The following is an 11,307-nucleotide window of genomic DNA, read 5'->3' as shown; positions in this document are numbered from 1 at the left end:
TATTACCAGGCTCTTCCCAACATGCCCGAAACCCGGTTGCGCCCTCTCATTGAACGCTTCGCCCAACTCGTCTACGAGCAGCTCGTTTTCCGTGAAGCCTTTGGCCTTTTATGAGGGGATGCCTCAGGTTCTGCATGGGTGAGAAGTAGCGTTCCGACATGGCTCCACGGCATGCCCGCTTGGTCCAGAGAGAACAGACCGACTTACAGTCTCACCATGTCCGTGTTGTCCTCCACGAGGGCCTGGAAGTGCTTGAGCTCGTTGGGATTGCGCATGCCCAATTGGAAAGAGAAGCGTGGAGCCTCGGGAGGCCGGTAGAGCCTGATGGCCGCGCCGTCCCGCTCGAAAAGCAGGCAGTGCCTGGGGTACGGGAGGCGGACGAAGCCCATCCGCTCGAAAAAGCGAGCAAGGTCCTCTGCTTCGGGCGTCTGATTCCCCTTGCCGTGGTGATACTTGGCTTGGTGGGGAAAGGTCGGCAGGATGACGTTCTCCATCGCCCAGACGAAGAGCATCTCCCGGAGGCTTGTGAAGTCCCGGGACAAGCGCCTCTTCCACGTCTCCGCGCCGAAGGGCATCCGGACCACTTGGCAGTCTCCCTCCTCCGATGGGGCCTCCATGTCAAGCCAGTAGTGATGGGGCGCCAAGGGGTCGGGGTCTCCGAAGACGAAGAGGAACCGGCTTGGTGGCAACTCGCTCTTCGGGGTGAGCCGGTAGATTTCGGCGACATTGAGGAGTGGGTCGTACGAGCGCACATCGGAGAGGAGGGGCCCGCCCTCCGCCCCCATGGCTTGAGCGAACTTTCGATAGAAGGCAGGAAGCGGGCGGCCGAAGACCTCCTCCAGTTCGTCGAGGAGAAAGTCGGGGTATCCCTTGATTCGGTCGCGATAGCCGGGAGAGTACCGCTCAAGCAGTGCAAGTAGTTCGTCCATGGCCTAGGCGCACTCCTTGTGGTTGTCGCAGAGCATTTCGGGGACGAGTTTCTGGCAGGCGTCGCAAGAGGGGACCGACTCGCCATGGCCAAACCTCCCATTCTCCGGCCGCGTCCCCTTATCGTCCGTGTATCTGTACTCTACCCCTACCGTGACATTCAGCATGGGCGAGAAGTAGCGCTCCGACATGGTGCTGATCTTGTGACCTCCCGCACCGCCAGCCTGGAGGAGCTTGGGTGCGGCGCAGTCCCACCTCTTACGCTTCATGTCTTCGAGTCGCTCCAGTTGACGCTCGCTCACCTGGAATCCCTCGACATGTTTGAACGGCGTGGCGGCCACAGCCTCCTGGAAGCCGGGAGGGGTGTCTCCTGAGCAGACTGCCAACATCTTCGGGCTATCGGGGCATTTGCAGATACAGACACCGACCATGTACCCCTCAACAAATGTATTGAACCTTTCGTCACGACGCAGCACGGGCTTCATGCGCTTGAGCTGTTCATTGAGCGCATCCATTTCCTGCTGTAGCGCCTGGACTGCCTTGATGCCCTCGGCCCTTTTATCTTTGATCTTCTGCTCGGCAGCCTTGAGCTCTGTTTGGAGCGGGGCGAGTTCATCCTTGATGGCCGCTTTGTTCTCCGCATGCTTGGACTTGAGCTGCAAGAGCAGCTCTTCCCTTCTCTGTATCTTCGTGGCCAAGGCCCTGCTCGCGTCGCCGGCCTCCTCAATCGACTTGTTTTGCACCGCGTTTCGTTCTTCTCTCAACTGAAGGTACTTTTCGATGAGAGGCCGTTGCTCGTGAAACCGCTTCATGAGCTCCACGAAAACCATCTCCACGTGAGCCACGGCTTCAGGTGTCTCGAGGACCCGGTGGTTCTCCACCGACTTGCCGCAGGCGGTGCATTCCGTGTCGTCGCCGTAGGCCAGCCCCGTGCCTCCGGCGGAGATGAAGGACGTGTTGAAGGTGTTGCCGTTGTGCAGCGTGGGGTCGAGGAAGCGCACTACGCCCTTGCCCTCTATCTTCACATCCACACTGCCGCCACCCCAGGTGAGCTTCCCCTTGAATTTGGAGGAGATGAGGCCCCCGGCCGTGCCCGGCTCGTCCCCGGAGCTGGTGCTGATTTCCGAGCTCGTCAGCGCCACCGGGTGGCCGTCAATGGTGACGCTCTTGCTGCCCTTGGTGAGCATGGAGTCCTGGGCCGTGTTGACGAAGGGCGTGGGCACTGGCCCCGCGGGCGTCGGCACCTTGCAGACGTCGGGCGGTGCCGCCACGTGTGTGTTGCCGTCCCCCTTGTGCAGAATCGAGCGGCCATTGGCGAAGACACGACTCATGGTTCCTCCTCACTTCCCTTCCCTGGAATCTCATCTCAACCACGCAGGCCCCGACACGCCCTCCGTCGGCGCACCCGTAGACGAGTGTCCTGCGAGCCCGGTGCTCCCGCCACCTCGCCCGGTGCAATGCTACCCCCAGCATCACCGGGCCCGCTCCCGCTCCCGCGTCGCCCAGGCCCTCTCCCGCGATGTGCACCCGGAGCGGCTCCGGCATCAGCGCGGCATTGCGCAGGTAGGCCCGGGTGAATTCCGTGCCCCAGAACGACTCTCCCGGCTGGCAGGCCAGGACGCCCTCCACGCGCCGTCCTCCCGCCACCGCGTCCAGCCTCAGCGTCCGGAGTACCGCCGTCAGGCCTTCCGCCAGGCTCGGCGCCCGCTGCGCGAAGGGCCGGGGCTCCACCCCGAGCGCCGTGCCCAGCACTACACCCGTGATCTCCAGCCCCAGCGCCTTCGGTGCCCCCGGACGGGCGAGTGCGACGAACCCCGCCGCCTCGCCCGGAATCCGGCCGTCCGGATTCTGGCGCCCGAGGTGCAGCCGTGCCGCAGCCAGCGTCTTCAGCGAGGCGCCGTCACCCAGCGAGTCCACCGCCCCCACCAGCGCCAGGGCCCCCGCTCGTCCCGAGTGCAGATCCGCCCGGGCCGCGGCGAGGGCCTCGAAGAACGCGGCCCGCCCCGCCTCGTGCACCTTCACCACTTCGAGCCGTCCCTCCGCCCCCGCCAGCAATCCCGCCACCAGCGACTCCCGCTCCACCTCCGCCCCCACGCCGGCCTCCGGCAGCCCGAGGTACAGCGGCACCCGCCCCTTCGGAAGGCCCGCCAGCAGCGGCCGCACTCCCGCGAGCGCCTGCCGCCCGAGTGCCACCATCCGCTCCGTCCGCGACAGGGATGCTTCGAGGAGACTCAGCCTCGACGCCCTCACCGGCCTGCCCACCTCGTCCAGCACCTCCGTCTCCGCGAAGCGCACGAGCCCGGCGCGCAGGGACGCGAGCGTCATCCGCGCCGAGGTGCCAATGGGCGTGCACAGGCCGAGACCGACGACGAGCTCTCCGCTCACGGTGCATCCTCCCAAGGCTCGAGCAGCCGCACCGAGCTCACCTCATGTGTGGCGAGCTCGCGGTGCGCGGGAAACGCCGCGCGCCAGACGAGCACCAGACGGCGCTCCTCCGGCTCCAGGTAGACGGTGTCGAGCGTCATGCGCCGCCGCTCCCGGCGCCGCGCGAAGGTGCAGCGGGCGAGCAGCCGGGGCGCGGGGAGCGAGAAGGCGATGGGCCCCTCTGGCGAGACGCCCTCGAGCACCACGGGCTCTCCGCCGCGCAGGTGGGGAGAGGCCTGCATCCCCTGGGGCGCGGCCTGCAGGAAGCGCTCGTCGAAGTCCATGGGCCAGAGCGGAGCCCTCCGCTCCATCCACTCCGCGTCATACGTGCCCCCGAGCCCGAGGCGGGGTTGCCAGTGGCGCGCCACCGGGCCGAAGCCGCAGGGGGCCGGCCTGTCCGACCAGCTTCGCACGGGCGCCTGTGGCTCCTCGATGTACGGCAGGGGCTTGTCGAGCGCCTCTTTCGCGCTCTCGTAGAAGCCCACGCCCACCGGGTTGCGTGCCTCGTACTGGGAGGCGGAGGTGCCGCCGAAGCTGTGCTCGTAGCGGAGCGGCAGGGACTCGAAGGGCAGCGGGTCCGAGGCGCTCAGCCCGACGAGGCTCCGGTACCAGACACGCGTGCCCGAGACGACGGCCCGCTTCTCCAGCGAGCCCACCCGCACCGCCACCTGCATTCGTGTGACCTTGCGGCCCCGCGGCGCCCAGGCCCGGCCGTGAAGCAGCACGTCCGTGGCGGGCCTCGTGTACGTGGCCTGGGTTTCATAGCGGAGGCTCGATTTCTCCGGCTCGCCCCAGTACACGTCCTCGGCCCGTGGCGCGAGCTGCTCGTCACAGAGGGACAGCGGTGCCGTCGAGGTCCGTCCCGGAGCGGGCATGACGAAGCTGCCCGCCACGACGAGGACGAGGCACTCCACGCCCTCTTTCGTCAGGGAGAGGAAGTCGGTGGCCGCGAAAGGGGTGAGGTTTTCGAGTGTGGGCATGGGGAGTCAGGCCTTCCCGCCTCATCGCAAGGTGCGGGCCAGAGGGGTCCCCCTCACGTTCGCGCAGGAGGCCCTGGCCCTGGCGAGGGCCTCCCGTTGGCGGTGCGTGAAGGCGCGTGTGGGGATGACGTGCTTCCCCTGGGTGCGAATGGCCAGCTCTCGCGCCAGGACGTGCCGCCGCCGCATGGGGCCGGTTTCCAGTGCGTCCACCAGCACGGGCCCGCTGAAGGGCTGCCCCAGCAGGTAGCGCGTCCCCTTGTCGAAGCGCTTGCGTGCTTCGTCCCACCAGGCCCTGACGGCAGCCACGTGCGGCCAGGGCAGGTCGTCCTCGGGCCTGGGCACCAGGTCCGCGTCCAGGTCCTCCTGCGACTCCGGTGGCGGAGGGGCCCCTTCCGGCCGCTCGCCGGGAGGCAGGGCATACGGGCCCTCCAGGCGTAAGCCTGTCATGGCGGAGAATGCTTCCCCGGCAAGCCGCGCTACGGAGGGCTCGCCGAGGTACTTCAGGCAGGCCTCCATGGCCACCTCCCTTCCGCTGAAGCCCAGGGCCCAGAGGGCATGCGGACGCAGCTCGGCTACCTCCAGCAGTTCCACCAGGAGGGCCGCGTCCGCGTCGTCTCCGCCGAAGGCCAGCAGCACCATGGCTTCCAGGCCGTGCGCGTTGCGCGCCTTCACCGCCTGGCGGCATGCCTCCCATGCCAGACGCATTCCCGAAGCCAGGCCCGCCTCCATGGCGGCGGTACGAATGCCGGGGTGCGAGGAGTCCAGCAGGGCGGGCAACAGCCTTCGCGCGGAATCCTCGGGTAGCGGCATGGCCCCGCGCAGGGCCACCACCCGCGCACGGTGTTCTTCATGGACGAAGAAGCGGGCCAGTATCTCGGGAGTCGCCTCCTGGCGGAAGGCCAGCGCCTCCAGGGCGTGAGCCTGCAAGGCGGCGTCATCCAGCTTCAGCAACTCCAGCAGGCGCGCGTCCAGCCCGGGGGCCTCACTCACCTCCAGAGCCCGGCGAATGGCGGCGCGTGCTTCGCGTCCGGCCCCCCGCAGCCGCGCCAGCACCTCGTCTACTTCCCCCTGGGCCAGCAGCGCATGTGCCGCGGCGGATATCCGTGTCTCATCCTCCGAATCGAATGACGGACGAAGCACGGCGTCGGTCGCGGCCTCATCCTCGAGTCCCTCCAGGTGGGCCAGGAGGCGCTCTTCCCGCTCCGCGGTCTCTACCAGGTTGAAGTCCGGCGCCTCCAGGGCGCGCTCCCACTGCACCCACTGGAAGGCGGCCTCGTCCAGGTGCTCTTCCAGGATGTCCAGCAACACCATGTGGTCCCCCCCCGCCGCGATCATCCACGGACGAATGGCTCGAGCGCCCGTGTCATGGCACCCAGGTCAGCAGGTTCGCCTCCGGCCGGTCAATTCCCCTGAGCGTGAACTCCCTGACTGCCCGCCCCCCTTCCTTGCCAAGATTGCTGCCAACCGCGAACGGCTGCCCTAACGTCAGCAGGTGATGACTGCGCCTACTACCGACAATCCGCTGCTTCAGACCGAAGGACTCCCGAAGTTCGACCGCATCCGCCCGGAGCATGTCGAGCCGGCCATCCGCGAGCTGCTCGCGCGCCTGAATGCCGACCTCGACGCGCTCGAGCGCGACGTGAAGCCCTCGTGGGAGGGGACGGTGGCCCGCCTGTCCGCCATCACGGAGCCCCTCGGCCTGGCCTGGGGCGCGGTGAACCACCTCATGGGCGTGCAGAACAGCCCGGAGCTGCGCCAGGCCCATTCCGCCGTCGAGGGAGACGTCGTCGAGTCCTTCATGCGCATCGGCCAGAGCGTGCCCCTCTACCGGGCGCTCAAGTCCCTGCGCGAGGGCCCCGAGTGGAAGAAGCTCGACGGGGCCCAGCACCGCGTCGTCGACGCCTCCATCCGCGATGCCGAGCTGTCTGGCGTGGGGCTCGAGGGTGAGGCCCGCGAGCGCTTCCAGGACATCGAGCGCGAACTGGCCGAGCTCTCCACCCGCTTCACCAACAACGTCATCGACGCCAACAAGGCCTGGTCCATGACGCTCACGAAGCCCGAGGAGGTGGAGGGCCTGCCGCCCAGCGCGCTCGCCATGGCCGCCCACATGGCGAAGCAGGGGCTGGCCGAGGGTGCCCCCGAGCCCACCCCCGAGAAGGGTCCCTGGCGCATCACCCTGGATGCGCCCAGCTACGTGCCCTTCCTCGAGCACTCGCGCCGGCCGGACCTGCGCGAGAAGCTCTACCGCGCCTTCGTCACTCGTGCCTCCTCGGGGGACTCGGACAATGCTCCCCTCATCGAGCGCATCCTCACCCTGCGCCAAGAGAAGGCCCGCCTGCTCGGCTACCCGTCCTTCGCCGAGGTGAGCCTCGCCGCGAAGATGGCGCCCGGCGTGCCGGCCGTCGAGAAGCTGCTCGGTGAGCTGCGGGATGCCGCCCGCTCGCGCGCCCGCTCCGAGCACACCGAGCTGACCCAGTACGCGCGCCGCAAGTCGGGTAACGCCTCGCTCGAGCTGAAGCTGTGGGACGTGCCCTTCTGGGCCGAGCGTCTGCGCGAGGAGCGCTACGCGTACACCGACGAGGAGCTCCGGCCCTACTTCGCGCTGCCCCGGGTGCTGGAGGGCCTGTTCGACACCGCGAAGCGTCTCTTCGGCGTCTCGGTGCGCGCCGCCGATGGCGAGGTGCCCGTGTGGGACTCCAGCGTGCGCTTCTTCCGCGTGGCGGATGAGTCGGGCAAGGACATCGCCGCCTTCTACCTGGACCCCTACAGCCGCCCGGCCACCAAGCGCGGCGGGGCGTGGATGAACGGCGCGCTCGACCGCAAGCGCAAGCCCGATGGGAGCCTGCGGTTGCCGGTGGCCTACCTCGTCTGCAACGCCACGCCTCCGGTGGGCGACAAGCCCGCGCTCCTCACCTTCCGCGAGGTGGAGACGCTCTTCCACGAGTTCGGCCACGGTCTGCAGCACATGCTCACGCGCGTGGACTACCCGGAGGCCGCCGGCATCAACAACGTGGAGTGGGACGCGGTGGAGCTGCCCAGCCAGTTCATGGAGAACTGGTGCTTCCACGAGGAGACGCTCTCCCGGCTGGCCCGCCACGTGGACTCCGGTGCGCCGCTGCCCAAGCCCCTGCAGGACAAGATTCGCGCCGGGCGCATCTACCGCGCCGCCTCCATGTCGCTGCGGCAGGTGTACTTCGCCACGCTGGACCTGGACCTGCACCACCGCTACCAGCCCGGCGGCAACGGGCAGGCCGGCTTCCTCGACGTGCAGAAGCGCGTGGCCGCGGAGAACACCGTGCTCCCTCCGCTCCAGGAGGATCGCTTCCTCTGCTCCTTCACCCACATCTTCGCGGGCGGTTATGCCGCGGGCTACTACAGCTACAAGTGGGCCGAGGTCCTCTCCGCGGATGCCTTCTCCGCCTTCGAGGAGGCGGGGCTGGCCGACTCGCAAGCGCTCGCCAGCACCGGACGGCGCTTCCGCGACACGGTGCTCGCGCTCGGTGGCAGCCGCCACCCGCTCGAGGTCTTCCAGCAGTTCCGTGGCCGCGCTCCCAGCACCCAGCCGCTGCTGAAGCAGACGGGGCTGCTGGAGACGCAGGAGCTCGAGTCCACGGCGCCGATGATGTAGCGGGCGCCGCCGTCAGCGTCCCTTCCCGGCCTGGGTGAGCCCCGCCTCCTGGAGGCGTTCGGCCGCCCAGGCCTCCGCTGCGGCCAGGCTCGGGAAGGTCATGTGCGGGACGGGGAACGGCTTGAAGAACAGGATGGCGGTGACCGACAGCCGGACGACGGGCGAGACGATGATGGAGGCCACGCCGACCAGCTGCTCGCGCAGGAGGGTCTCGTACTCCTCGAACCACTCCACCTGGCGCCAGCGCTGCTCGATGGGCACCAGGCCCACCCGGCTCAGATCGATGAGGAGCAGGAACCGCTCGCCGCGCCGCAGGTAGTCGCTCAGCCCCGCGAGGCACTCCTCATGCCCCTGTGGCGGGAGGGTTCCCGGGAGCCTCACCCGCAGCAGGGGCCAGCGCGAGTCGTCGAAGGTGGCTCGATCGAAGCTCGGCATCTCAGTCGAGTCCCTGCCGTTGTGCCATGTGCGTGCCCCTCATCCCGATGCGCGTCTGGCTCATGGGGGCCATTCTGACAGCCTCTGGAAAACGTGCTATGTCGCGCGCCCCGGGGTGACCCAGGCCCCCCTCCGTCTTGTGTCGTGGAGCACGTTGCAATGGATCAGCGTCGAACCGAGGGTTTCATCTATCTGGCGGCCTTCGGGGCCTCGATTCCGCTCTCCAACTGGATGATTGGTCACGTGGGCGTGGTGTGCCCGGACCAGGGCCCCTGCCTGCTCCCCGTGGGACCAGGCCTCCTGGCGCCGAGCGGGGTCCTCATCGTCGGCATCGCCTTCGTGCTGCGGGACATGGTGCAGCGCCGGCTGGGCAAGGGCTGGACGCTGCTGGCCATCGCCCTGGGCGCGCTGCTCTCGGCGGTGCTCGCTCCGCCGCAGCTCGTCGTCGCCTCGAGCGGCGCCTTCGCCATCTCCGAGCTGGCCGACTTCGCCGTCTACACGCCGTTGCAGCGCCGCGGCCTGGTGCTGGCCGTGCTCGCCAGCAGCTTCGTGGGACTCGTCGTCGACAGCGTCCTCTTCCTCCAGCTCGCCTTCGGGGGCCTCGACTTCCTGATGGGGCAGGTGGTGGGCAAGGCGTGGATGGTGCTGCTGTCGCTGCCGTTGGTCGCCTGGTTGCGGCGCAGGGACGAGCGGCTCGGCATCCTGCCGGCCTGAGCCCGTCAACGCCTGTCTCGTCTCAGGAGACGTCTTCTTCCGGATAGGGCCGGGGGAAGCCCTCCTTCACCACCGCCAGGGCGATGGTTCGCGCGGCCTGTTGCGTCTCCTCGCGAGAGGGGAGCGCCCAGTTCGCGAAGTCCGCCAGGGCCTCTTGCAGCGCCTGCTCCATGCGCTCGGTCCGGCGGATTCCGAGGGACTCCAACAGCCAGCCCAGTGCCAGGTGAGCGTAGTGGTACCAGGCTCCCTCTCCGCTCGTCGCCTCGGCGGTGAGGTCGATGACCCGCCGGATCGCGTCCGACAGCACCTCGGTTCGGTCGGCCTCGTCCAGGGGCAGAGCCAGTGAGCGGAAGTACGTGTCGAGCGTGCACAGCCACGCGTGGGCCACGCCGAGCGCGGAGAGGATGCGCTGGATGTTGCTCTCCACGCCCTGGTCGGCCGGGCCTCCCTGGCTGGGGAAGAGGCTGAGGGGGCTGTACCCGCCCAGGCTCTCGTTGCCGAGCCGCACGTCGGCCTTCGTGTACCAGGCCCCGGCATGCTCGGCGAGCAGCGCATCCACCCCCTCGAAGAGCTCCCGGCGCGTCCGCTCGTTCAGGCGCCGGGTGCCCGGGGGAATATGCGGGGCCAGGTAGTGCCGCAGGCGTGCCGCGAGATGCGCGGGTTGGAAGGAGTCGAGGCTCTCCAGGATGGGGGCCCAGGTGTCCTCATCCCTCTGTTTCTTCCTGCTCATGGCCGCTCCCCGCTCTCCTGGAGCACACGGGAAATCCAACACACGTGTCAGCACATCTTTCCGCCGGAATCGCGTCTCGAGTGCCACGAACGGTGGCATTTGCCGACTCGCTCCGAGGTATGTCGCTGCTGAGAGTACAATCGACCCGTCATGCCCGCTTCATCCAAGCCCGAACCTCCAGCGTCCGAACGAGTACCCATGACACGAGGGGCTCTGGGAGCCATCAAGTCGCCGTCGCTGGCGGCCTGCCTGGTGTTGATCAAACACCCCGAGCACGGGGATGACGTCAACGGCAAGCTGCTGTGTGATCAGATCCGCCAGCTGGTGAAGAACCATCCGGGCACGCTCTGTTTCTTCCACGATGGTACGGGAATGGTGAACGCGAGGATCGGCTACGCGAACGCGTTCAAGGAGCTGGACCGGGACCTGATGGGCCGGACGACGGAGGTGGTGTGCGCCATCCCCGCGCCCATCCCCCGGATGATGGCCTACACGGTGGCGACGATCGCCCAGAAGCCCTGGACCATCTTCCGCACCCGCGTGGAGGCCGACATGCACATGCGCATGCGGGGCTACCTCGTCACGGACTACGGTCACACCTTCGAGGGCTCGCTGAATCTCCGGGTGCTGGGCCGTTCCTGAGCCCTATGACGCGGTCCGCGCGCTGCGGACCCTGCCGACTTCCGTGGCGTTGAAGCACCTCCAGTCCGTGGTGTCCCACGACTTCCTGGCGTAGAGCGCCCACCATGAGTCTCGAAGTCCTTCTGGACGACCTGCACGCCCGGGTGGCCGCGAGTCCCTGGCTGCGCCGCTTCACGGCCTTCACGCGAGGACTGCTGGCCATCGGTTTCATCCGGCCGGGGTTGATCAAGGCGCTCGGCGGGCGCTTCACCGAGCAGTCGGTGGAGACACCCATCGGCTACTTCTTCGATGCGATGTACCGGACCGGGGGCTACTGGCGCTTCATTGGCATCTCCCAGGTCCTCGCGGGGCTGCTGCTGCTGATGCCCCGCTCGGGGCCCACCGTGGGCGCCCTTCTCTTCCTGCCCATCATCCTCAACATCTTCGTCATCACCGTGTCGGTGGGCTTCGATGGCACCTGGCTCGTGACGGGGTTGATGCTGCTGGCGGTGCTCTATCTGGTGTGCTGGGACTACCCGCGTTGGAAGGGCGTGCTGTTCGAGCCCTCCCCGGTGCGCTCCGTCCCGCCCGCCAGCGAGCCCGTGCCCTGGGTGCTCACCCTGGTGACGGCTCTGGGAATCCAGGGGCTGATGGGGATGATGATGGGGCTGAAGGGGGGCCGCCTGCCGCTCCAGTACCTGGCGATGCTCGTCCTCGCGGCGGGGTTGCCCCTCGTCCAGCTCGCCCGGCGGAGTGCCAGGGTCCGAACTGGTTGATGGGATTCATTCATCTCCAACGTCTCGGGCTCATGGCGAGAAGCACGGGTTGACAGGAAGAGGGGGCGTCAG

At 68.1% G+C, this 11,307-nt stretch carries 11 protein-coding genes; 4 read left to right on the top strand and 7 right to left on the bottom strand.

Annotation, left to right across the window (positions count from 1 at the left end):
• Positions 1–203: 203 nt before the first annotated feature.
• The 5 genes from DAT35_RS59970 to DAT35_RS21145 are packed head-to-tail and all read right to left on the bottom strand — an operon-like array spanning position 204 to position 5,666.
• On the bottom strand, positions 204–929 hold the full coding sequence (locus tag DAT35_RS59970) for a hypothetical protein (protein WP_199242954.1): 726 nt from the start codon (positions 927–929) through the stop codon (positions 204–206).
• Positions 930–932: 3 nt separating this feature from the next.
• Positions 933–2,198, bottom strand: coding sequence for a DUF4150 domain-containing protein (locus DAT35_RS21160; RefSeq protein WP_304466062.1), 1,266 nt, complete (start codon positions 2,196–2,198; stop codon positions 933–935).
• Positions 2,080–3,312, bottom strand: a complete 1,233-nt coding sequence (locus DAT35_RS62110; RefSeq protein WP_304466061.1) for a 3-oxoacyl-ACP synthase — start codon at positions 3,310–3,312, stop codon at positions 2,080–2,082. The genes DAT35_RS21160 and DAT35_RS62110 overlap by 119 nt, the downstream gene beginning before the upstream one ends.
• Positions 3,309–4,331 (bottom strand): DUF2169 domain-containing protein, encoded by a 1,023-nt coding sequence (locus DAT35_RS21150; RefSeq protein WP_108068882.1) that lies wholly within the window; start codon positions 4,329–4,331, stop codon positions 3,309–3,311. The genes DAT35_RS62110 and DAT35_RS21150 overlap by 4 nt, the downstream gene beginning before the upstream one ends.
• Before the next feature lie 21 nt (positions 4,332–4,352).
• Complete coding sequence (locus DAT35_RS21145; RefSeq protein WP_233261610.1) at positions 4,353–5,666, bottom strand: TIGR02270 family protein; 1,314 nt, start codon at positions 5,664–5,666, stop codon at positions 4,353–4,355.
• 160 nt (positions 5,667–5,826) lie between these two features.
• On the opposite strand from DAT35_RS21145, the gene DAT35_RS21140 reads away from it, so the two are divergent.
• Complete coding sequence (locus tag DAT35_RS21140; RefSeq protein ID WP_108068881.1) at positions 5,827–7,959, top strand: M3 family metallopeptidase; 2,133 nt, start codon at positions 5,827–5,829, stop codon at positions 7,957–7,959.
• 12 nt (positions 7,960–7,971) lie between these two features.
• Here DAT35_RS21140 and DAT35_RS21135 read toward each other — a convergent pair whose 3' ends face one another.
• Entirely contained in the window at positions 7,972–8,394 is a 423-nt protein-coding gene (locus DAT35_RS21135; RefSeq protein ID WP_108068880.1) for a hypothetical protein, read from the bottom strand.
• Positions 8,395–8,553: 159 nt separating this feature from the next.
• Here DAT35_RS21135 and DAT35_RS21130 point away from each other — a divergent pair, with 159 nt between their 5' ends.
• Positions 8,554–9,108: a VUT family protein gene (locus tag DAT35_RS21130; protein ID WP_108068879.1), complete on the top strand. Its 555-nt coding sequence runs from the start codon at positions 8,554–8,556 to the stop codon at positions 9,106–9,108.
• Positions 9,109–9,130: 22 nt separating this feature from the next.
• On the opposite strand, the gene DAT35_RS21125 is transcribed toward DAT35_RS21130, so the two are convergent.
• Complete coding sequence (locus DAT35_RS21125) at positions 9,131–9,838, bottom strand: hypothetical protein (protein ID WP_108068878.1); 708 nt, start codon at positions 9,836–9,838, stop codon at positions 9,131–9,133.
• A 198-nt stretch (positions 9,839–10,036) separates the two neighbouring features.
• Between DAT35_RS21125 and DAT35_RS21120 the strand changes: the two genes are divergently transcribed.
• Positions 10,037–10,480 (top strand): hypothetical protein, encoded by a 444-nt coding sequence (locus DAT35_RS21120; protein ID WP_108068877.1) that lies wholly within the window; start codon positions 10,037–10,039, stop codon positions 10,478–10,480.
• Between the two features lie 104 nt (positions 10,481–10,584).
• On the top strand, positions 10,585–11,235 hold the full coding sequence (locus DAT35_RS21115; protein ID WP_108068876.1) for a hypothetical protein: 651 nt from the start codon (positions 10,585–10,587) through the stop codon (positions 11,233–11,235).
• The last annotated feature ends 72 nt before the right edge of the window (positions 11,236–11,307 follow it).

The sequence above is a fragment of the Vitiosangium sp. GDMCC 1.1324 genome (genome assembly GCF_003044305.1).
Classification (GTDB): domain Bacteria; phylum Myxococcota; class Myxococcia; order Myxococcales; family Myxococcaceae; genus Archangium.
This window is presented reverse-complemented; position numbering and strand designations above follow the sequence as displayed.